The sequence below is a fragment of the Streptomyces sp. NPDC022910 genome (genome assembly GCF_055561075.1).
Window position 1 is genome coordinate 37,240 of sequence record NZ_JBVHHL010000041.1, and the last position, 20,726, is coordinate 57,965.

A 20,726-nucleotide genomic window follows, 5' to 3' on the forward strand; every position below is an offset into this window, starting at 1 on the left:
CCCCGGCTCCCAAGGGAAGCAGTAAACCCGATCGCCCGGCTCGCCAAATGAACTGTCACAGCGGCGGGTTCAGCCGCGCGATCGCGCGTAGCGCCCTCGGCGTGAAGCGGGACATCAGGCGCGCGACACGTGCCTCAGAGGTCACGGGCACCACGGCCTGGTCGCGCACAACGGCACCCAGAATCGCGTCGGCGACCTTCTCCGGCGGGTACCCCCGCAGGCCGTACAGGCGAGCCGTCCTCTTCTGCCGTCGCTTCTCCTCCTCCGCGTCCACGCCCGCGAACCGCGCGGTCGACGTGATGTTGGTGTTGACGAAGCCGGGACAGATGGCCGACACCCCGATGCCCTGCCCGGCCAACTCCGCGCGCAGGCACTCGCTGAGCATCAGGACCGCCGCCTTGGAGGTGCTGTAGGCGGGCAGCGTTTTCGAGGGCAGATACGCGGCCGCAGACGCGACGTTGACGATGTGGCCGCCCTGCCCGCGCCCGGCCATCTGCTTCCCGAAAAGCTGGCAGCCATGGATGACGCCCCACAGGTTGACGTCGAGGACCTTCCGCCAGTCGTCGGTGGTCGTGTCGAAGAAGGAGCCGGACAGCCCGATCCCTGCGTTGTTCACCAGCACGTCCACCACCCCGTACTCGGCGGCGACCTTCTCGGCGAGCTTCTCCATGGCCTGCTCGTCGGAGACGTCGGCCGTCTCGGCCCACGCCTCGGGTGCGCCGCTCAGCCGGGCCGTTGCGGCCGTGCGGGCTGCGGCCTGCGCATCCCGGTCGACGGCCACCACACGCGCTCCGGCCTCGGCGAAGGCGAATGCGGTGGCCCGCCCGATGCCGCTGCCCGCGCCGGTCACCAGCACGAGCTGCCCGCCGAACCGGTCCGCGTGCCGCCCGCTCGCCGCCGGTGCGGGCCGTCCGCCCTCGACGGCGTTCACGAACTCCGTCACCCAGCAGGCCAGTTGATCGGGCCGCGTGCGCGGGATCCAGTGCTGTGCGGGCAGCGTGCGACGGGTCAGCTGTGGGACCCACCGCTCCAACTCGTCGTAGAGCCGCTCCGACAGGAAGGCGTCCTTGAGGGGCGTGATGAGCTGCACGGGCGCGTGCGCGTACGCGTCGGTGCGGGGATGGCTCAGCCGGGACCGTACGTTGTCGCGGTACAGCCAGGCGCCGTGGGCCGCGTCCTTGGGCAGCGACGGGGTCGGATAGTCACCGCCGGGCACCTTCTCGACGCGCTGCAGGATCTTCGGCCAGCGTCTGCCCAGTGGGCCGCGCCAGGCGAGTTCCGGCAGGACGGGCGTGTGCAGCAGATACACGTACCAGGACTTGGCGCCCTGGCCCAGCAGTTGGCCGAACCGGCGTGGGGTGGGACGGCTCACCCGCTCCTTGATCCAGTGACCGAAGTGGTCCAGGGACGGTCCGGACATCGACGTGAAGGAGGCGATCCGTCCCTCGGTGCGCTTGACGGTGACGAACTCCCAGGACTGCATCGAACCCCAGTCGTGCCCCACCAGGTGCACCGGCCGGCCGGGGCTGACGGCGTCCGCCACCGCCAGGAAGTCGTCCGTCAGTTTCTCCAGCGTGAACCCGCCGCGCAGCGGCTCCGGTGCCGTCGACCGGCCGTGGCCGCGGACGTCGTACAGCACGACGTGGAAACGGTCGGCGAGGCGGGTGGCCACCTCCGACCAGACCTCCTTGCTGTCCGGATAGCCGTGCACGAGCACCACCGTGGGCCGCTCGGGATCCCCCGACTCGGCGACGCACAGCTCGACTCCGCCCGTCCGCACCCGGCGCTCGCGCGCCCCTGTGAGAGTCACTTGTCCTCCGCCCAGAGCGGCACGTCACCGCCCCACCAGTCGGCCTCGACTGCGGTACGTGCCCGTAACGTGACAACGGCGAATCTCGCAGTTGTTAGAGAATGCGTCAACAGTGCTGTCCCGGCCTGTGGAAAAGCCCGCGCATGTTCGACTTCAGGGGGACCCCTAAGGACCCGTACGACTGGAGTCTGACTCCAAGACTGCTCTGCGGTCTGACGACGGGCGTGGCCTGTGTCACTACGGTCGATGATGTGACTGTGATCGCGACCGAAAGCCTGAGCAAGCGGTTCCCGAGGGTGACCGCGCTTGACCGGCTCTCCGTGGACGTCGGACCCGGTGTGACGGGGCTCGTCGGTGCCAACGGAGCCGGCAAGTCCACACTGATCAAGATCCTGCTGGGTCTGTCCCCCGCCACCGAGGGCCGTGCCGAGGTGCTCGGACTCGATGTCGCCACCGAGGGCGGCACCATCCGTGAGCGCGTCGGGTACATGCCGGAGCACGACTGCCTGCCGCCCGACGTGTCGGCCACCGAGTTCGTCGTCCACATGGCGCGCATGTCCGGTCTGCCCCCGGCCGCCGCCCGTGAGCGCACCGCGGACACCCTGCGCCATGTCGGCCTCTACGAGGAGCGCTACCGCCCGATCGGCGGCTACTCGACGGGTATGAAGCAGCGCGTGAAGCTCGCCCAGGCGCTCGTCCACGACCCGCAGCTGGTGTTCCTGGACGAGCCGACCAACGGGCTGGACCCGGTCGGCCGCGACGAGATGCTCGGCCTGATCCGCCGTGTCTACACCGACTTCGGCATCTCGGTGCTGGTCACCTCCCATCTGCTCGGCGAGCTGGAACGCACCTGCGACCACGTCGTCGTCGTCGACGGCGGCAAGCTCCTGCGCTCCAGCTCCACGCGGGACTTCACCCAGACCACCACGACCCTGGCGATCGAGGTCACCGACACCGACGAGCACCCGGACGGCACCCGCGCGGTGCGCGAGGCGCTCCACGCGCGCGGGGTGACCGCGCACGACGGCAGCGGGCTGCCGGGCGCCGGACACATCCTGCTGCTGACCGCGGAAGGCGAGCAGACGTACGACCTCGTCCGGGACGTCGTCGCCGAACTCGGCCTCGGCCTGGTCCGCATGGAGCAGCGCAGGCACCACATCGCGGAAGTCTTCAAGGACAGCGACGAGCAGCGGAAGGAGGCGGTCGGCCATGGCGGTTGAGCAGCCCACGGCCCGGAAGGCCGAGCAGACCCGGATCCACAACATCGGCTACCGCGCGTACGACGGCCCGCGCCTCGGCCGCGCCTACGCCCGCCGTTCCCTGTACTCGATGTCCCTGCGCGGCGCCTACGGCCTCGGCCGCTCGGTGAAGTCCAAGGTGCTGCCGATGCTGCTGTTCGTGGTCATGTGCGCGCCCGCCCTGATCATGGTCGCGGTCGCGGTGGCCACCAAGGCGAAGGACCTGCCCGTCGAGTACACGCGCTACGCGATCATCATGCAGGCCCTGATCGGTCTGTACGTCGCCTCGCAGGCGCCCCAATCGGTCTCCCGCGACCTGCGTTTCAAGACCGTGCCGCTGTACTTCTCGCGGCCCATCGAGACCGCCGACTACGTCCGTGCCAAGTACGCGGCCCTCGCCTCGGCGATGTTCATCCTGACGGCCGCGCCGTTGCTCGTCCTCTACGTGGGCGCGCTGCTCGCCAAGCTGGACTTCGGCCACCAGACGAAGGGATTCGCCGAGGCACTGGCCTCGGTGGCCCTGCTCTCCCTGCTGTTCTCCGGAATCAGCCTGGTCATCGCGGCGGCCACCCCCCGGCGCGGGTTCGGCATCGCGGCCGTCATCGCCGTCCTGACCATCTCGTACGGAGCCGTCTCCACGATCCAGGCCATCGCGGACGCGCAGTCGGGCAACTCCACCGCCATCGTCTGGATGGGCCTGTTCTCGCCCGTCACGCTCATCGACGGCGTACAGACCGCCTTCCTCGGCGCGTCCTCCTCCTACCCCGGAGGGGAAGGACCCTCGGCCGCGCAGGGAGTCGTCTTCCTCCTCGTCGTCCTGGGACTCGTCGCGGGCAGCTACGGCCTGCTGATGCGCCGCTACCGAAAGGCCGGACTGTGACCACGCTCTCCATCGACCACGTCTCGCGCTGGTTCGGCAACGTGGTCGCCATCAACGACGTCACCATGACCGTCGGCCCCGGAGTCACCGGTCTGCTGGGCCCGAACGGCGCCGGGAAGTCCACCCTCATCAACATGATGGGCGGCTTCCTGGCTCCCTCCACCGGCTCCGTCACCCTCGACGGACAGCCCGTGTGGCGCAATGAGCAGATCTACAAGCACATCGGCATCGTCCCCGAGCGGGAGGCGATGTACGACTTCCTCACCGGCCGCGAATTCGTCGTCGCCAACGCAGAGTTGCACGGACTGGGGGCCAAGGCAGCCCAGCGCGCCCTCGCCACGGTCGAGATGGAGTACGCGCAGGACCGGAAGATCTCCACGTACTCCAAGGGCATGCGTCAGCGCGTGAAGATGGCGTCCGCCCTCGTGCACGACCCGTCGCTGCTGCTGCTCGACGAGCCCTTCAACGGCATGGACCCGCGCCAGCGCATGCAGCTCATGGAGTTGCTGAAGCGGATGGGCGCCGAAGGCCGCACGGTGCTCTTCTCGTCCCACATCCTCGAAGAGGTCGAGCAACTCGCCTCGCACATCGAGGTGATCGTCGCCGGACGGCATGCGGCGAGCGGCGACTTCCGCAAGATCCGCCGGTTGATGACCGACCGCCCGCACCGCTATCTGGTGCGCTCCAGCGACGACCGCGCGCTCGCGGCCGCCCTGATCGCCGACCCGTCGACCTCCGGTATCGAAGTCGACCTCACCGAGGGCGCGCTGCGCATCCAGGCGGTCGACTTCGGCCGGTTCACGGCCCTGTTGCCGAAGGTCGCCCGTGATCACGGCATCCGGCTGCTCACGGTCTCGCCGTCGGACGAGTCCCTCGAGTCCGTCTTCTCGTATCTGGTCGCGGCGTAGGAGGCCGAAGATGTACGACCCCACAGTCGCCCGGCTCACCTACCGGGGCCTGCTCGGCCGCCGCCGGGCCCTCATTCTCGGCGCGCTGCCCCTGCTGCTGATCGTGATCTCCGCGGTCGTCCGGACGCTGACCGGCGCCGACGACCAGGTGGCCCACGACGTCCTCGGTGGGTTCGCCCTCGCCACCATGGTGCCGATCATCGGCGTCATCGCAGGCACCGGCGCGATCGGACCCGAGATCGACGACGGCTCGGTGGTGTACCTGCTGGCCAAGCCGGTGAAGCGGTCCACGATCATCTTCACCAAGCTGATCGTCGCGATCGCCGTCACCATGGCGTTCTCGGCGCTGCCGACGTTCCTCGCGGGAATGATCCTCAACGGCAACGGCCAGCAGATCGCGGTCGCGTACACGGTCGCCGCGCTGGTCGCGTCCATCGCGTACGCCGCGCTGTTCCTGCTGCTCGGCACGGTGAGCCGGCACGCGGTGGTCTTCGGACTGGTCTACGCGCTGGTCTGGGAGGCGCTCTTCGGCTCGCTGGTCTCCGGGGCGCGCACCCTCAGCGTCCAGCAGTGGGCGCTCGCCGTGGCCCACAAGGTCTCCGACAGCTCCCTCGTCACCTCCGACGTGGGGCTGACGACCGCGACGGTGCTGCTGATCGTGGTGACCGTGGCCGCCACCTGGTACGCGGGACAGAAGCTGCGGACGCTGACGCTGGCGGGCGAGGAGTAACCACCCCTTCGCGGCTTCGGCCCGGACTCCGGTGGGGGTACGTCCGCGGAAGCGGCCCGCCCCCACCTCAGCCGTCGTGTCGTTCTTGCCTTGTTCGAAGGCATTGCTGACAGCGGCTTCACACCTGTCTGGGCACACTTGGGCAAAGGGGACGCACAGCGGAAAGGAACGGGGATGGCAGCGCAGGCACCACACGGAGACGGGGCGGGCGAGGCCGGGGACACCTTCGACGGCGTCGTGTTCGACGAGGACTTCATACGGTCCGCGCCGACCGCGGAGCCTTCGGCGCGCGCCCGGATGCTGGCCGCGCGCTGGCGCAACCAGGCACCCGAGCCCCAGCCTTGGCGCTCCGACGAGCCACCCGCCGGCTGGTTCTTCAGCAAGGCGCGCCGCCGCAGGTGGCGCCGCCGGTAGCGGTGGTGCGCCCCCTCGCGGCAGGCGGAATTTATTCAGTGGCGCCCGATGGGGTGGGCGGGCACAGTGGTGATGTCCACGACGCCGGATCGAGCCGGCGCCACGTTCTGGGAGAGGAGCCGGGCGATGTCCATGCACGACAGTTCGCCGGGCTCCCGTCAGGGCAGCCCGCGGCGGGCTCCGGAGTAGTTACCCCTCCGTCGAGCCCCGCCCGTACGGGGAGCTGCCCGGGGCGGCCGCTTCGAGCGCGCGAATGGATTCGCGCGGGCCGCCCACCCGGAGGATTGGCCGAGTGGTAAGGCACCGGCTTGCTAAGCCGTGGTCGGGGTCAGTCCCCGCGCGCGTTCGATCCGCGCATCCTCCGCGAGACGCTATGGCTGTGACCAGGGGAATTCCTGACTGAAGGTACGTCGGCGCACAGCTTGGCGCACCCGCTACCCGAGCAACCGTTCCAGCACCACCGCGATGCCGTCCTCCTCGTTGGACAGCGTCACCTCGTCCGCGACCGCCTTGAGTTCCTCGTGGGCATTGGCCATGGCCACGCCGCGGGCCGCCCAGGCGAACATCGGGAGGTCGTTCGGCATGTCACCGAAGGCGATCGTGTCGGCGGCCTTCACCCCGAGGCGGCGGGCCGCCAGCGACAGTCCGGTCGCCTTGGTCAGGCCCAGGGGGAGGATCTCCACGATCCCCTCGCCCGCCATCGTCACCCCGACCAGGCCGCCGGCGGCCTGCCGCGCCGCCTCGGCCAGTTCGTCGTCGCCCATCGTCGGGTGCTGGAGGTACACCTTGTTCAGCGGCGCCGACCACAGGTCTGCCGCGTCCCTGATCGGCTGGTAAGGGAGCGGCCCCTCATGGACCCGGTAACCGGGGCCGACCAGAACCTCTCCGTCCAGTCCGTCCCGGCTCGCCGCCAGCAGCAGCGGGCCGACTTCGGCCTCGATCTTCGCCAGCGCGAGACCCGCTGTCTGCCGGTCCAGCGTCAGCGACGTCAGCAGCCGGTGCTCCCCCGCGTCGTACACCTGCGCTCCCTGGCCGCACACCGCGAGGCCCCGGTAGCCGAGGTCGTCGAGGACGTGGCGCGTCCAGGGGACCGCGCGCCCGGTGACGACGATGTGCGCGGCACCCGCCGCGGTGGCCGCGGTGAGCGCTTCGCGTGTGCGCTCCGAGACCGTCCCGTCGGCGCGCAGGAGCGTGCCGTCGAGGTCGGTCGCGATCAGCTTGTACGGAAAACCGGCGGGCTCGGCCGTGCTCACTTGGCCACGGGCTCCAGCAGCTCCCGGCCGCCCAGGTACGGGCGCAGGACCTCCGGCACCCGCACGGAGCCGTCGGCCAGCTGGTGGTTCTCCAGGATCGCCACGATCGTGCGCGGCACGGCGCACAGCGTGCCGTTCAGCGTCGCGAGCGGCTGTACCTTCTTGCCGTCCCGCATGCGCACCGAGAGACGGCGGGCCTGGAAGGTGTCGCAGTTGGAGGTCGAAGTCAGCTCGCGGTACTTGCCCTGGGTCGGGATCCAGGCCTCGCAGTCGTACTTCCGCGAGGCCGAGGCGCCGAGGTCGCCCGTCGCCACGTCGATCACCTGGAACGGCAGTTCAAGCGAGGTCAGCCACTGCTTCTCCCACTCCAGGAGCCGCTGGTGCTCGTTCTCGGCGTCCTCGGGGTCGACGAACGAGAACATCTCGACCTTGTCGAACTGGTGCACGCGGAAGATGCCCCGCGTGTCCTTGCCGTATGTCCCGGCCTCGCGGCGGAAGCACGGCGAGAAGCCCGCGTAGCGCAGCGGCAGCTTGTCCCCGTCGACGATCTCGTCCATGTGGTACGCGGCGAGCGGGACCTCGGAGGTGCCGACCAGGTAGAAGTCGTCCTTCTCCAAGTGGTACACGTTCTCGGCGGCCTGGCCGAGGAAGCCGGTGCCTTCCATGGCGCGCGGGCGGACCAGGGCCGGCGTCAGCATCGGGGTGAACCCGGCCTCCACGGCCTGTGCCATCGCCGCGTTGACGAGCGCCAGCTCCAGCAGGGCGCCGACGCCCGTCAGGTAGTAGAAGCGCGAGCCGGAGACCTTCACCGCACGCTCGACGTCGATCGCGCCGAGCGCCTCGCCGAGCTCCAGGTGGTCCTTGGGCTCGAAGCCCTCGGCGCCGAAGTCGCGGATGGTGCCGTGCGTCTCCAGGACGACGAAGTCCTCCTCGCCGCCGACCGGGACGTCGGGGTGCACCAGGTTGCCGAGCTGGCCCAGGAGCCGCTTGGTCTCCTCCTCGGCCTCGTGCTGCTCGGCGTCGGCCGCCTTGACCTCGGCGGCCAGCCGGCTCGCCTTCTCCAGCAGTTCGGCCTTCTCGTCGCCGGAGGCCTTGGGGATCAGCTTGCCGAGCGCCTTCTGCTCGGAGCGGAGCTCGTCGAAGCGGACGCCGGACGACCTGCGCCGCTCGTCGGCGGAGAGGAGGGCGTCGACGAGCGCGACGTCCTCTCCACGGGCGCGCTGGGAGGCGCGAACACGGTCGGGGTCCTCACGGAGCAGGCGAAGGTCAATCACCCCTCAAGGCTACCGGTGCGGAGTTCCGGCTCACGACTCTGTATTCGGATGCGTGGCGCATGGTCCGTTATGCGCCACTTACGCTGCGTGTCAAGAAGAGGGGCGCCGACCCCCTGAAAGGGGCACTCCGGCTGTGGATCATTGACCCGACTTCCTTGGGAAGACCGGGATTTGGGGTGCGCTTGTCCACAGGCGTCCACAAGGGCCATTGAGTTATCCACAGGCTGTGTGGAAGATCTGTGGATTCCGGAGGTGATCATTCCGAAGGTCGCCCCTTGAGGGCAGAATTCCCGGTTCAAAACCGAACTAGCTGCACTTTCAGGTGTAAAAGGGTCGCCCGAAAGTGTTGATCGAAAGAAACAGGTGGACAACTGTTGCGGACGTGGCGGTGGACGGAAGGGGGTCCTTAGAGAGATTTGTCGACTGCTCGATGCCATGGTGTCGACTTGTCCCCAGGTCGAGATGCCCACCTGTGGATAACTTCTGTGGACAGTGAAAATCTGCAGGTAGGACCGGAAGTCCTGGCACCGGCAACCTAGAACCGGCCGTCCTGGCAGCGGGCCACCCAGTCCGCCGCCGTCATGAACTCGTCGTCCGACGTCCCCGGCAGCGGGGCCCGGACGTCGTCCGGCTTGATGTCCGCGCGCGGATACGACCCGAGGAACCGCACCTGCAGGCAGATGCGCTTGAGCCCCATCAGGGCCTCGGCCACCCGGCGATCCGAGATATGGCCCTCGGCGTCGATGCAGAAGCAGTAGTTCCCGATGCCCGCACCGGTCGGGCGGGACTGCAGCAGCATCAGGTTGATGCCCCTGACGGCGAACTCACCCAGCAGGTCGCGCAGCCCACCGGGGTGGTCGTCGCTCTGCCACAGCACGACGGACGTCTTGTCCGCGCCCGTCGGTGCCGCCGGCCGGGCGGGCCTGCCGACCAGCACGAACCGCGTCTGCGCGTTCTCCGCGTCGTGGATGCCGGTCACCAGCGCCTTGAGGCCGTAGCGCGCGGCGGCGAACTCGCCCGCGAACGCGGCGTCGTAGCGGCCCTCCTGGACCAGGCGTGCGCCGTCCGCATTCGACGCGGCCGACTCCCAGACGGCGTCCGGGAGATTGGCCTTGAGCCAGTTGCGCACCTGCGGCTGGGCGGCCGGGTGCGCGGTGACCGTCTTGATCTCGGAGAGCTTCGTACCGGGCCGGACCAGCAGCGCGAAGGTGATCGAGAGGAGCACCTCGCGGTAGATCATCAGCGGCTCGCCCGCGACCAGCTCGTCGAGCGTGGTGGTGATTCCGCCCTCCACCGAGTTCTCGATCGGTACGAAGGCGGCCTCGGCCTCGCCGCTGCGGACGGCGTCGAGCGCCGCCGGGACCGACACCATCGGGACGAGCTCCCGGGTGGCGGCCTCGGGCAGCGTACGCAGGGCGACCTCGGTGAAGGTGCCCTCGGGACCGAGATACGCATAGCTGGCTGGCATGACCTCACCCTAATTGGCCCTGACACCTCTCGGCTCACACCTGTGGACACGGCCGCCCCTCCGGGGGACGCCCACACCTGGGGATGGGGCCCGTAGAACACTCGGAGGCCCCTGGAAGCCACCGCGGACGGGCGCCTCCCGCGTCCGTCATCCCTCCAGCAGCCGCTGCCCCACGTACTCCCCGTCGGCCGCACCGCCGGGCACCGCGAAGAGGCCGCTCGCCTCGTGGCGGATGTACTGCGAGAGCGCGTCCCCCCGGTCGAGCTTGCGCTGCACGGGGACGAAGCCGCGCAGCGGGTCGGCCTGCCAGCAGACGAACAGCAGGCCCGCGTCGGGCGTCCCGTCCGCCTCGAAGCCGTCGTGGTAGGAGAACGGGCGCCGCAGCATCGCGGCGCCCCCGTTCTGGTCGGGGCGGGTGATGCGTGCGTGCGCGTTCATGGGCACGACCGGATTGCCGTCGGTGCCGGTCTTCTCCAGGTCCATCGCGGTTGTCTCGCTGCCGCCGCTCAGCGGCGCCCCGTTCGCCTTGCGGCGCCCTATGACCTCCTCCTGGGCCTTGGCCGAGAGCTTCTCCCAGTCGTCCAAGAGCATGCGGATACGGCGTACGACGGCGTACGAGCCGTTCGCCATCCACGCGGGGTCACCGGACGAAGGCACGAAGATGCGCTGGTCGAAGTCCGTGTCGGTCGGCTTCGGATTGCGGGTGCCGTCGATCTGGCCCATCAGGTTGCGTGCCGTCATGGGGTGCGCGGTCGCGCCCGGTGAGCGGTTGAAGCCGTTCATCTGCCAGCGCAACCGCGCCGCGCTGCCGGCGTCCTTCTGGATCGCTCGCAGGGCGTGGAAGGCGACGAGGGCGTCGTTGGCGCCGATCTGCACCCACAGGTCGCCGTTGCTGCGGGACCTGTCGAGGTGGTCGGAGGAGAAGTCGGGCAGCGGGTCCAGGGCGGAGGGGCGCTGCTTCTCCAGTCCTGTACGGGAGAAGAAGCTGTTCCCGAAGCCGAAAGTGATCGTCAGGGAGGACGGGCCGGCGTCACGGGCGACGTCGGTGTCGTCGTGCGTGGCCGCTCGGCCCGCCATCAGCTGCTCGGCCGTGGCCGACCAGCGGCGCAGCAGGGCGGCGGCCTCCTTGCGGCCCGCGCCTGCCGCCAGGTCGAAGGCGACGAGGTGGCCGCGGGCCTGGAGGGCGTCGGTGATGCCTGGCTGATGTTTCCCGTGAAACGTCACCCGGTCCGCGCCGAGCGAGGTCAGGGGCGTGGTCTTCTCGGAGGGCGCCGCGGCGTATCCGGCGGCCCCGCCCGCCGCTCCCAGCGCGAGCCCGGTGGCGCCCGCCGTTCCGAGCAGCCGCCTCCGCGAGATCACGCCTCTGGAGGTGTCGTCGTCGGAAACGGCGTCCCCCGGCGTGCGCTTGCCGGAAGAGGCATCCCCTGGGGTGCTCCTGCCAGGAACGGGGTCCCTGAGGGCGCCCTTCGCGGCGGGGCGGCCCTTGCCCTTCTGGGGAGGGATGCCCTCGGAGGGCGCTTCCGGCGTGGACTGGTCAGCCATGTGTGGTTCAGCCGATCTTCGCGTTCTTGGTGACGGTCACTTGGTCGATGTCGGAGGTCCGCACGGTCACCGCGATCTTCCAGTCGCCCGCCATGGGGATCTGCACGCCGCTCGTCGACCAGTGTCCGGCGGCGATGCGGTCGGGCACGACGGGCAGCGGGCCGATGCTCTTGGCCTCGAGCGTGAAGGCGACCTTCACCTCGGGAACGTCGAAGGCCTTGCCGTCCGGGCGCGCCACGTAGACGTGCATCTCGTTGCCGCCGACGCGGGCCGGGTCGAGGGTGACCTGCACGCTGCCCTTGCCGTCCTGGCCGCCCGTATCGAAGGGGATCTTCAGCGACAGGGGGCCTGACCGCTGCGACACGGAGGCGGTGGCGGCCTTGGCAGCCTCCTCCGTGCGGCCCGGCTCGGTGGTCGTCAGCGCGGTGGCGACGGCCAGCACCACGATCGCGACGGCCGCCTCGGCGAGCACGGAGCGGCGCAGCCCCGAACGGGCGGGGTCGGCGTCCCGCAACCGCCTGGCCCGCGCGGCGGCCATCGCGGCCCGCTGTCGCGCCAGCTGGGCAGCGCGCTCGGACGCGCCGGGGGCCCCACTCCCGGAGCCGTCGCCATCACGGGAAGCTCCCGAGCCCCTGCTCGCGCCGGAAGCCGCCTCGGCACTCCCGCTCTTCGCGGACACGCCTCCCTGGGCCGACGCCCTCGCCGTCACCGTCGCCCGCGTCTTCTCCGTCGCGCTCTGCGCCGGCACCGCCGCGGCCGGCACATCCGCCAGGCGCGCCGTCCAGCGCCGTGAGATCCAGGCGATGCCGACGAGGACGGCGACCAGACCGACCTTCACGAGCAGCAGCTGTCCGTACGCCGTGCCGGTCAGCGCCGACCACGAGCCGAGCTGGCGCCACGACTGGTAGACACCGGTCACCGTCAGCGTCACGACGCTCCCGAACGCGAGACGCGAGAAGCGCCGCACGGTCGCCGTCTGGATCGACGGTGCCCGGTACAGCGCGACCAGCAGCGTCGCGAGCCCGCCCAGCCAGACGGCGACCGCCAGCAGATGGAGGATGTCGACCGGCATGGCGAGGCCGGTCTGGACGCCGGTCGAGGCGTGCTCGGCCATCGCCCAGGTCGCCGCGAGGCCCGCCGCGACGACCGTCCCGCCGATGGCGAGTCCGAAGGTGAGGTCCTTCTTCTCGGCCGCCCGGTCCGTGGCCTCGGAGGCGTCGTCACCCGACGTGCCCTTCACGCCGTCAGGGCCAACGGGCGCGTTCGCCTCACCGTCCGTGTCCCGCTTCACGTACGCCCCGAAGAGCACCGCGATGAACAACGCCGCCGCCGCGAGCAGCAGCAGCCGGGAGACCAGCGCCGCACCCGCCTTGGTCTGCAGTACCTGCCCGATCAGGGAGAGGTCGAAGATGTCGGCGACCTTCCCCGAGCCGGTGTACGAGCCGCGCAGGAGCAGCAGCGCGAGTGTGGCGGAGGTGAGCGCCACCCACCCGGAGGCCACCAGCCGCTGCACCGCCCGCACCCCCGCGCCCTGCTGCCAGCAGGCCAGCACGAAGGCCGCGCCGCCGATCAGCACCATGAACCCGGCGTATGAGAGATACCGTGCGAACCCGTAGAGCCCCCCGACGACCCCGCCGCCCGCGGTCTGGCCGGAGGTGGCGACCGTGGTCGCGGACGGGGCGCCGACGGAGAAGGTGAAGGCGCCGGAGACGGGGTGGCTGTCCGCGGACACCACCTGGTAGGTGACCGTGTAGGTGCCGCGGGGCAGTCCGGCGCGCACTTTCACGCCGTACATCGTGCCGGTCAGATGGAACGCCTCGCCGGTGTCGACGCGCTGTCCCCTCGGGTCGAGGACCCGCAGTGAGCCGTCGGAGAGCGCCACCGTCTCGGAGAAGGTGAGGGTGACCTGTGCGGGAGTTTTGTCGACCACCGATCCCTGGGCGGGGTCGCTGCCGAGCAGCGCGGCGTGCGCGGAGGCGGGGGCGGCCCCGCCGAACAGCGCGCCCGCGACGGCGAGCAGCAGGGCCAGCAGCGCGCGGATCGCACGGGTCCGGAGCGTGCGTGGGAACGCCGTGTGGATGTTGCCCTGGACGTGTCCGCCGGGAGCGATGGCCTGCGTCACGGTGATCCCTCTCTCAGTGCCCGGTCTTCGGGTTGTACGTCGCCGACTTCACCGGCATCTCGACCGTGACCGTTCCGGACTTGGCAAAGTGCAGTTGCACGGACACCCTCTCGCCCTGCTTCGGCTTGTGGGTGAGCTTCTCGAACATGAGGTGGTTGCCGCCGCTCGCGAAGTCGAGCCTGCCGTCCACGGGCACGGCGAACGATTTCTCCTCCTCCATCTCGCCGCCCTTGGTGGCATGCAGCGTGACGTCATCGGCGAGGCCGCTGGTGACGGAGGTGAGGGTGTCGGCGCCCCCGGAGTTGGTGACGGTGAAGAAGCCGACCGCCATGTCGCTGGTGACCGGGGCGGGCATGTAGGCGCCGGTGACCTTCAGTTCGGGCCTGGCCGAGGACGCCCCGGCCGAGCCGCCACAGCCCGCGAGCACCAGTCCGGCCGCTATCACCGCGGCCGGACGGCCGAGACGGTGGTTCACGGGTTCTCCCCCTTGATGATCTTGGGGATGTCCTTGGTGTATTCGTCGACGGTGGCGTCCTCGCCGTAGACCACATAACCCCCGTCGGTCTTCGGCGAGAACGCGATGACCTGGGTGCCGTGGGTGGAGACGATCTTGCCGTCCTTCTCCTTCTTCGGTGCCTCGATGCTGATGCCGAGGGTGCGGGCGCCGGCCTGGATGGTGGCGAAGTCGCCGGTCAGGCCCACGACATCGGGGTCGATGCCCTTGAGCCACGTGCCGAGCGCGGTGGGCGTGTCGCGCTCCGGGTCGGTGGTGACGAACACGATCCGCAGCGAGTCCTTCTGCGCCTGGGTCAGCTGCTTGCTCTTCTCCACCTCCTTCTTGGCGACGGCGAGGTTGTTCATCGTCAGCGGGCAGATGTCGGGGCAGTGGGTGTAGCCGAAGTAGACCAGGGTCGGCTTGCCCTTGGTCTCCGTGCGGAGGTCGTACTTCTTGCCGTGGGTGTCGGTGAGGACGAGGTCCGGCTTCTCGAACGGCTGGTCGAGCACGGTCGCGGCCTGGTCCGAGCCGGACTCGGCGGAGACCTCGGCGACCGGCTTGTTGCCGCTGTCGCCGGATCCACAGGCGGAGAGGGTGAACGCGGCGGCGGCGAGGAGGGCCGCCGCGGCGAGCGTCTTCTTCTTGCGCATAGAGAAATGTCCCAGATGTGAGTGCTCCGGTGTGCGCCGGGGTCGTGCGCCATACACCATGGCGATGTCGTACGAGCCCGGCGCGTGCCCGGAGGTGAGTCGGACCTCAGGCCCCGGTGGTGCGCCGGCGGCCGGCCAGTACGCCGTACGCGACGCCTGCCGCACCGACGGCGATGCCCACGACACCGAGGACGCGGGCGGTGGTGTCACTGCCGTCGGTGGACGTCTCGGCCGCCGTGTCCTTGGGGGCCGAGGTGGCGGAGGCGTCCTCGGCCGTGGAGCCGTGGTGACCGGAGGAGGCGGCGGCGGTCAGTTCGAGCACCGGTGCCGGGTTCTCGGGCTCCTCCTGGCCTTCCTTCTGCGCTTCGATCCAGCGGACGACCTCGTTGTCGGAGTACGTCTGCAGGGCCTTGAAGACGAGCTGGTCGGTGTCCTCGGGCAGCTGGCCGACGGAGAGCGGGAACTTCTGGAAGTAGCCCGGTTCGATGCCCTTGCCGGTTGCGGTCCAGGTGACCTTGGTGACGGCCTCGTCGATCTGCTCGCCGTGCAGGGTGAGCGGCTTGTCGAGCTTGGACTCGGTGACCTGCACCTTCCAGCCGTCGATCGGCTGCGGCATCACCGAGGCGAGCGGGTGGTCCGTCGGGAAGCTGACCTCGAGCTTGGTGGTCGAGGCGTCGTCACGCTCGTTCGGGACCTTGAAGTCGACGACCGCGTAGCCGCCTTTGGCGGCCTCGCCCTGCGGCTGCACGCTCACGTGCGCGAACGCGGGTGCGGACAGGACGAGGACGGCCGATGCGGCGGCGGCACCGACGACTGCGGCGCGAGAAGCCTTCAGGGGAACCTTGATGGCCTTCATGGCAGAGAGCACTCCACTCCGAGTGAGTCCGTTGGGAAGAGGGTGCGCGTGCGCAGGAGTGACCACGGGCGTGGCACAGGACGGGCACGCGGGCGTGCCGCACGACGGCAGCCCCTCCGCAAGGACGAGTGGAGTGGCGCGTCGCGTCAGGCAGCGAGGACGTGAGAAGCGGAGGATGGCGGTCCGCGCCGGACCACGGTGTGCTGCAGCGCGGTCGTGCGCGGCTTCGGCGGGAGGAGGAAGGCGGTGCGCGGGGCGCACGGCCCCGCTTCCGGCGCCCGGGGGAGCCCGGCCAGCAGGGCGCGCACGAGCGTGAACGCCGATCGCAGGGACCGTACGAGCGCCCCCTCCGCGACCCCGTGCGCCGACAGCCGCATGAGCCGCAGCAGCGCCATGTCCCCGTGGCGCAGCACCCATCCGGCGGCGACGGCCGCGAGGGCGTGACCGAGCAGCATGGGCACGGAGGGCAGCACCGACAGCCACGAACCGGCCGCGGTCGACAGGGCGTCCGCGGGGTGGTGCATGGCGGCCATGTCCGTGCCCGTGCCGAGCCGCGCGTCGGCGAGGATCCGCTGGGCCTGCGCGGGGGAGATCGTCGCCGCGGTGGCGCCGCACATGATGTGCGCGGCCCGTGCCACGAGGGTGGCGTCGGCGGTGGACATCGCGTTCGACGTCATCGACATGCCACCCGGGTGCTGTCCGAGCCCGAACAGCGTGTGCAGCACGGCCTGGCCCACCGCGAGGACGGCGGCGATGCCCGGCAGTGAGCGCTCCCGCCCCGCGAGCGGGGCGGCGACGGCGAACACGGCGAGGAAGCCGGCGCCCAGCGTCCACAGTGGAACCGTGGCGCAGGAGGCCATCCCGTGCCCCGCCGCGGCCAGCACGACGCAGACCGCGGCGAACACCGCGGCCCGCAGAATCCGGAGATCGCATCCGGTGCGCGCCGTGCGCTGGTGGGGGGCACTCATGGCGGCCTCATCATCCCACTGGACCGGCCGGCTCCGTACGGCAGGTCCGCAAGGTGCCATCCGTACGGTAATCGGATGGGTGATCCGGAACATCACGTTCTCGTGGCGCCGCCTGCGCATACACCGATCCCGGGCCCCGGCGCATCCGCCGAATGTGCGGGATCTCGTTCGTCGGGCGATTGCACTCGGGTACGCGCGGCAATACGTAACGGTATGTCGAGCCGCGGCCAGGAGGCTGGAGCATGAGCATCTGGTGGTCACTCCATCTGCGGCGCGAAGCTGCGAGCGTGCCACTCGCCCGACGGCTCCTTCTGGGCACGATGGAGACCGCGGGCGTCGACCCGGACATCTCCTACGACCTTTCCGTCGCCCTCAGTGAGGCCTGCGCCAACGCGGTCGAGCACGGCGGCGACGCCGCACACGGCGGTACGTCCGGGGCGTACCGGGTCACGGCCTACCTCGACGGCGAGAAGTGCCGCATCGAAGTCGCCGACTCGGGACCGGGATTCCCCTCCGGCAGAGCTCGTCCCGCGATCCGGCCGGCCCGCGCCGACGCCGAGCACGGCCGTGGCCTCTGCCTCATCCAGGAACTCGCCGACCACGTCCACATCGGCAACAAGCCGGACCGGGGCGGGGCGGTGGTGAGCTTCGACAAGATCCTGAAATGGAAGAAGGACTCTCCGCTGGTGGCTGTGTAGTCGGCCTGACGGGCCATCAGCCCCGTCGCCTCCACCGGCCGTGCCTGCCGGTCGCCTCAGCGGTTCCGGCCCGACTTCAGGTTTCTCAGAACTCTTATGCTTCCCACAGCCCTGCCCCATGGCACCGACGGGTGCCGTTCATAGTTTCCCGACCATGACTGGAAGCCACAGGGACACCTCCATCACCCGGCGCCGCGCCCTCGCGGTGACCGGCGGGACCGTCGCGGCCGGCGGGCTCGTGGTCGCCGGATACCAGGGCGCGTTCGCCGACGAGACGACCACCGAGGCCGAGGCGGCGTCCGCCACGGCCACCTCGACCACCGGCGGGCAGTGCGTGCTCATGTCGAGCGTGACCGAGGGGCCGTACTACCTCGACGGGGCTCTCGTACGGAAGGACATCACCGAGGGCAAGAGCGGCGTCCCGCTCACCCTGCGGATCGCCGTCCAGGACACCACCGACTCCTGCGACCCGGTCGCCGGCGCGGCCGTCGAGATCTGGCACTGCGACGCCTGGGGTTACTACTCCGGCTACACCACCGCCAACCCCGGCGGCTCCGCGCCCGCCGAGAGCGAGGACGGGTCGACCGCCAACGACCAGACCTACCTGCGCGGTTACCAGATCGCCAACGGCAACGGTGTCGTGAAGTTCGAGACGATCTTCCCCGGCTGGTACACGCCCCGCACCTGCCACATCCACGTCAAGGTGCACACCGGCGGTCAGAAGGAGGACGGCACCTACGAGGGCGGCAAGGTCAACTACACCGGCCAGCTTCTTCTTCGACGACGACACCGCCGAGGCGGTCTTCGCGCTGGAGCCGTACTCCAAGCACACCGGGAGTTACACCAAGCTCGCGAACGACATGGTGTACGACGGCGGCGGCGCCTCCAGCGGCCTGCTGACCCTCAAGCCCGTCCACAAGGCCGACCCGTCCAAGGGCTACAAGGGCTTCATCACACTCGGCATCGACCCCGACGCCGAGAACGCCGGCGCGGGCAGCGGCAACGGCGGCACGCCCCCGAGCGGCGCGCCCAGCGACGCCCCGACCGGCACGCCCCCGAGCGGCGCGCCCAGCGATGTTCCGACCGGTATGCCGCCGAGCGGCACCCCGAGCGACAGCGCGTCCCCGTCGGCGTCGGCCTCCTCCTGAGGCCCGCCCGATGAGCAGCCGCGAGGACGAGGCGCTGGCTCAGGCCGCCGTGGCCGCGTTGATCCGGCAGGTGGAACTGGCCCCCAAGCCCGGCCTGTCCGATCCGCGCGATCTCGCCGTCCGCGCGGGCGGGCAGGACCACCGCGCCCTGCGCTGGTCGGCCAAGGCACTGGCGCCCGGCCTCGCGGCGATGGCCGCGGCCGCCCGCCGCACCGGTGCGGCGACGCCGGAACTCCGTGCCGAACTCGGCGCGATCGGACGGTCCACCGAGCACTCCGTGCGGCTCGCAGGCGGAGGCCACCACGGCGCCCTGTGGGTGCTCGGCCTGCTGGTCGCGGGTGCCGCGCTGGAGCCGGCGGCCAAAGGGCCGGAGGTCGCGGCCGCGGCCAAGCGGATCGCCACGCACCGGGACCGCGGGGCGCCGCGGCGGCCCTCCCGGGGCTCGTCGGTCTCGACCCGGTACGGGGCGGCCGGCGCGCGAGGAGAAGCGCGCGCCGGCTTCCCCCACGTGCGCCGGGCGCTGGACGCACTCGGCGCGGCGCGGTCCGCCGGGACATCGGAGACGGAGGCCCGGCTCGACGCCCTGCTGACCATCATGTCCACGCTCCAGGACACGGAGTTGCTGTACGCGGCCGGTCCGCCCGGCCTGCGCCAGGTGCAGGCCGGGGCACGGGGCGTACTGGAGGCGGGCGGTACGGCGACGGAGGCCGGGCGCCGGTCCCTGGCCGCGCTGGACGCCGATCTCCAGGGGCTCGGCTGGAACCCCCGGGGGAGCGCGGCGCTGCTCGCGGGCACGCTGTTCGTCGACTCCCTCCCGGTGCCGGCGCCGGTGCCGTCAGGCATCTAGGCCCTCCAGCGCCTGACCGAGCACCTCCAGCGCCTCCGGATACACGCGCTCCCTGGGTGTCCCGTACCCCACCACCAGCCCTTGTGGCCGACCCTCGCCCGCCGAGTGCCAGTGGTCGCCGAGCCGTCCCACCGCGAGCCCTTGGGCCTCGGCCCGCGCCACCACCGTCTCCTCGTCGGGGACGTCGACCAGAGCGTGCAGCCCGGCCGCGATCCCCCGGACGTGCCGCTGCGCCCCCAGCCGGTCGAGGAGCTGGTCGCGGCGGCGCCGGTAGCGCAACCGGGAGGCACGGACGTGCCGGTCGTAGGCATGGCTGTCGACCAGTTCGGCGAGGGCCAACTGCCCGATGGACTCGGTGTGGTGGTCGCTGTGCAGCTTGGCGTCGGCCACCGCGTCCACCAGGTGCGGCGGCAGCACCATCCAGCCCAGGCGCAGTGCGGGACCGAGCGTCTTGGAGGCGGTGCCCAGATACACGACGTGACCGGGCGCCATCCCCTGGAGCGCTCCGACGGGCTGCCGGTCGTAGCGAAACTCCCCGTCGTAGTCGTCCTCGACGACCAGTCCGCCCCGCGCGCGTGCCCAGTCCGTCAGCGCCCGCCGCCGCTCCGGACGCAGCGTGACCCCGGTCGGGTACTGATGGGCCGGTGTCACCACCACGGCCGCCTCGTCCGCCAAGTCCTCGGGGCAGGCACCCCGTTCGTCGACGCGCAGCGGCACCACGCTTCCGCCGCCCCGCCGCACCACGTCCCGGTGGAACGGCAGCCCCGGGTCCTCCATGGCGACGGTCGCGCCGTCCAGCACGCGCGTGAGGAGGGCGAGCCCCTGCACATACCCGGAAGTGATCACGATCCGCTCGGGCGGCGCGATCACGCCTCGCGCCCGTCCCAGGTAGCCGGAGAGCGCCGTGCGCAGTTCGATGCGGCCGCGCGGGTCCCCGTAGTCGTACGCGAGTGACGGCGCCGTCGCGATCGCCCGGCGCAGCGCCCGCAGCCAGGCCGCCGCAGGGAAGGCGCCGACGTCCGGGCTGCCGGGTCGCAGGTCGAATCGCGGAGCACGCGCGCGTGGAGCACCGTCGGCACGCGCCGGCGCCTGCGCGGGGAGCGCCGCGACCCGGGTGCCCGAGCCCTGCCGCGCCGTCAGGTACCCCTCCGCGACGAGCTGGTCGTACGCCGCCTTCGCCGTGCCCCGGGAGACGCCCAACTCGGCCGCGAGCCGCCGGGTCGCCGGCAGCCGCGCACCGGGTGCGAGCCGACCGTCCCGTACGGCATCCCGCAGCGCCCGCTCCAGACCGGCCCGGCGCCCGTCCGCCGCGTCCGGCTCGAGATGCAGGTCGACACCGACACCGGACCAGAACTCGTCCGCGGAACCGGGTCCTGTGACCAACGAAATCCCCCCGTACGTCATGCGAATGGCCGGGTACCTCC

At 71.0% G+C, this 20,726-nt stretch carries 18 protein-coding genes, 1 tRNA gene and 1 pseudogene; 9 read left to right on the plus strand and 11 right to left on the minus strand.

The genetic code is table 11. The annotated features are described in order from the left end of the window. Window positions 1-55: 55 nt before the first annotated feature. Entirely contained in the window at window positions 56-1,810 is a 1,755-nt protein-coding gene (locus ACZ3TS_RS30175; RefSeq protein WP_467624122.1) for an SDR family oxidoreductase, read from the minus strand. Window positions 1,811-2,067: 257 nt separating this feature from the next. On the opposite strand from ACZ3TS_RS30175, the gene ACZ3TS_RS30180 reads away from it, so the two are divergent. The 6 genes from ACZ3TS_RS30180 (at window position 2,068) to ACZ3TS_RS30205 (ending at window position 6,344) form a co-directional block, all read left to right on the plus strand. Then, window positions 2,068-3,030: an ABC transporter ATP-binding protein gene (locus ACZ3TS_RS30180; protein WP_467624183.1), complete on the plus strand. Its 963-nt coding sequence runs from the start codon at window positions 2,068-2,070 to the stop codon at window positions 3,028-3,030. Continuing rightward, window positions 3,020-3,928: an ABC-2 transporter permease gene (locus ACZ3TS_RS30185; RefSeq protein WP_467624125.1), complete on the plus strand. Its 909-nt coding sequence runs from the start codon at window positions 3,020-3,022 to the stop codon at window positions 3,926-3,928. The genes ACZ3TS_RS30180 and ACZ3TS_RS30185 overlap by 11 nt, the downstream gene beginning before the upstream one ends. Beyond that, window positions 3,925-4,836, plus strand: coding sequence for an ABC transporter ATP-binding protein (locus ACZ3TS_RS30190; protein ID WP_467624127.1), 912 nt, complete (start codon window positions 3,925-3,927; stop codon window positions 4,834-4,836). The genes ACZ3TS_RS30185 and ACZ3TS_RS30190 overlap by 4 nt, the downstream gene beginning before the upstream one ends. A 10-nt stretch (window positions 4,837-4,846) precedes the next feature. Continuing rightward, window positions 4,847-5,566 (plus strand): ABC transporter permease subunit, encoded by a 720-nt coding sequence (locus ACZ3TS_RS30195; protein WP_467624129.1) that lies wholly within the window; start codon window positions 4,847-4,849, stop codon window positions 5,564-5,566. Between the two features lie 174 nt (window positions 5,567-5,740). Then, window positions 5,741-5,980 carry an SGM_3592 family protein gene (locus ACZ3TS_RS30200; protein WP_467624131.1) on the plus strand — a complete coding sequence of 80 codons (240 nt, stop codon included), beginning with the start codon at window positions 5,741-5,743 and terminating at the stop codon, window positions 5,978-5,980. Between the two features lie 278 nt (window positions 5,981-6,258). Continuing rightward, a tRNA-Ser gene (locus tag ACZ3TS_RS30205) sits at window positions 6,259-6,344 on the plus strand. Between the two features lie 70 nt (window positions 6,345-6,414). On the opposite strand, the gene ACZ3TS_RS30210 is transcribed toward ACZ3TS_RS30205, so the two are convergent. The 9 genes from ACZ3TS_RS30210 to ACZ3TS_RS30250 all read right to left on the minus strand — a co-directional run bounded on the left by ACZ3TS_RS30210 (window position 6,415) and on the right by ACZ3TS_RS30250 (window position 16,609). Continuing rightward, complete coding sequence (locus ACZ3TS_RS30210; protein ID WP_467624133.1) at window positions 6,415-7,233, minus strand: HAD family hydrolase; 819 nt, start codon at window positions 7,231-7,233, stop codon at window positions 6,415-6,417. Then, window positions 7,230-8,507 carry a serine--tRNA ligase gene (gene serS, locus ACZ3TS_RS30215; protein ID WP_467624135.1) on the minus strand — a complete coding sequence of 426 codons (1,278 nt, stop codon included), beginning with the start codon at window positions 8,505-8,507 and terminating at the stop codon, window positions 7,230-7,232. The genes ACZ3TS_RS30210 and serS overlap by 4 nt, the downstream gene beginning before the upstream one ends. A gap of 535 nt (window positions 8,508-9,042) precedes the next feature. Then, window positions 9,043-9,975, minus strand: coding sequence for a prephenate dehydratase (pheA, locus tag ACZ3TS_RS30220; RefSeq protein ID WP_467624137.1), 933 nt, complete (start codon window positions 9,973-9,975; stop codon window positions 9,043-9,045). Window positions 9,976-10,122: 147 nt separating this feature from the next. Next, entirely contained in the window at window positions 10,123-11,517 is a 1,395-nt protein-coding gene (gene efeB / locus ACZ3TS_RS30225) for an iron uptake transporter deferrochelatase/peroxidase subunit (protein WP_467624140.1), read from the minus strand. A gap of 7 nt (window positions 11,518-11,524) precedes the next feature. Continuing rightward, window positions 11,525-13,558, minus strand: a complete 2,034-nt coding sequence (locus tag ACZ3TS_RS30230) for a copper resistance CopC/CopD family protein (RefSeq protein WP_467624185.1) — start codon at window positions 13,556-13,558, stop codon at window positions 11,525-11,527. 94 nt (window positions 13,559-13,652) lie between these two features. Next, window positions 13,653-14,114 carry a copper chaperone PCu(A)C gene (locus tag ACZ3TS_RS30235; RefSeq protein ID WP_467624142.1) on the minus strand — a complete coding sequence of 154 codons (462 nt, stop codon included), beginning with the start codon at window positions 14,112-14,114 and terminating at the stop codon, window positions 13,653-13,655. Beyond that, window positions 14,111-14,785 (minus strand): SCO family protein, encoded by a 675-nt coding sequence (locus ACZ3TS_RS30240; RefSeq protein ID WP_467624144.1) that lies wholly within the window; start codon window positions 14,783-14,785, stop codon window positions 14,111-14,113. Before ACZ3TS_RS30240 ends, ACZ3TS_RS30235 begins: the two co-directional genes overlap by 4 nt. Window positions 14,786-14,891: 106 nt before the next feature. After that, on the minus strand, window positions 14,892-15,641 hold the full coding sequence (locus ACZ3TS_RS30245; protein WP_467624146.1) for a YcnI family copper-binding membrane protein: 750 nt from the start codon (window positions 15,639-15,641) through the stop codon (window positions 14,892-14,894). A gap of 146 nt (window positions 15,642-15,787) precedes the next feature. Continuing rightward, window positions 15,788-16,609: a hypothetical protein gene (locus ACZ3TS_RS30250; RefSeq protein ID WP_467624149.1), complete on the minus strand. Its 822-nt coding sequence runs from the start codon at window positions 16,607-16,609 to the stop codon at window positions 15,788-15,790. A 242-nt stretch (window positions 16,610-16,851) separates the two neighbouring features. Here ACZ3TS_RS30250 and ACZ3TS_RS30255 point away from each other — a divergent pair, with 242 nt between their 5' ends. The 3 genes and pseudogenes from ACZ3TS_RS30255 to ACZ3TS_RS30265 all read left to right on the plus strand — a co-directional run bounded on the left by ACZ3TS_RS30255 (window position 16,852) and on the right by ACZ3TS_RS30265 (window position 19,302). Beyond that, window positions 16,852-17,307: an ATP-binding protein gene (locus ACZ3TS_RS30255; RefSeq protein WP_467624151.1), complete on the plus strand. Its 456-nt coding sequence runs from the start codon at window positions 16,852-16,854 to the stop codon at window positions 17,305-17,307. A gap of 154 nt (window positions 17,308-17,461) precedes the next feature. Next, a pseudogene (locus ACZ3TS_RS30260) lies at window positions 17,462-18,455 on the plus strand (intradiol ring-cleavage dioxygenase). A gap of 10 nt (window positions 18,456-18,465) precedes the next feature. Further along, window positions 18,466-19,302 (plus strand): triphosphoribosyl-dephospho-CoA synthase, encoded by an 837-nt coding sequence (locus tag ACZ3TS_RS30265; protein WP_467624153.1) that lies wholly within the window; start codon window positions 18,466-18,468, stop codon window positions 19,300-19,302. On the opposite strand, the gene pdxR is transcribed toward ACZ3TS_RS30265, so the two are convergent. After that, window positions 19,291-20,685: a MocR-like pyridoxine biosynthesis transcription factor PdxR gene (gene pdxR, locus ACZ3TS_RS30270; protein ID WP_467624156.1), complete on the minus strand. Its 1,395-nt coding sequence runs from the start codon at window positions 20,683-20,685 to the stop codon at window positions 19,291-19,293. The two genes, ACZ3TS_RS30265 and pdxR, sit on opposite strands and share 12 nt — an antisense overlap. Window positions 20,686-20,726: the final 41 nt, after the last annotated feature.

Excerpts from the sequence above, each read along its gene's own strand:
- ACZ3TS_RS30195 (WP_467624129.1), top strand. The coding sequence starts at position 4,847 with ATGTACGACCCCACAGTCGCCCGGCTCACCTACCGGGGCCTGCTCGGC.
- ACZ3TS_RS30200 (WP_467624131.1), top strand. The coding sequence starts at position 5,741 with ATGGCAGCGCAGGCACCACACGGAGACGGGGCGGGCGAGGCCGGGGAC.
- ACZ3TS_RS30240 (WP_467624144.1), bottom strand. The coding sequence starts at position 14,785 with ATGCGCAAGAAGAAGACGCTCGCCGCGGCGGCCCTCCTCGCCGCCGCC.
- ACZ3TS_RS30255 (WP_467624151.1), top strand. The coding sequence starts at position 16,852 with ATGAGCATCTGGTGGTCACTCCATCTGCGGCGCGAAGCTGCGAGCGTG.
- ACZ3TS_RS30185 (WP_467624125.1), top strand. The coding sequence starts at position 3,020 with ATGGCGGTTGAGCAGCCCACGGCCCGGAAGGCCGAGCAGACCCGGATC.
- pheA (WP_467624137.1), bottom strand. The coding sequence starts at position 9,975 with ATGCCAGCCAGCTATGCGTATCTCGGTCCCGAGGGCACCTTCACCGAG.
- ACZ3TS_RS30250 (WP_467624149.1), bottom strand. The coding sequence starts at position 16,609 with ATGAGTGCCCCCCACCAGCGCACGGCGCGCACCGGATGCGATCTCCGG.
- ACZ3TS_RS30245 (WP_467624146.1), bottom strand. The coding sequence starts at position 15,641 with ATGAAGGCCATCAAGGTTCCCCTGAAGGCTTCTCGCGCCGCAGTCGTC.
- efeB (WP_467624140.1), bottom strand. The coding sequence starts at position 11,517 with ATGGCTGACCAGTCCACGCCGGAAGCGCCCTCCGAGGGCATCCCTCCC.
- ACZ3TS_RS30265 (WP_467624153.1), top strand. The coding sequence starts at position 18,466 with ATGAGCAGCCGCGAGGACGAGGCGCTGGCTCAGGCCGCCGTGGCCGCG.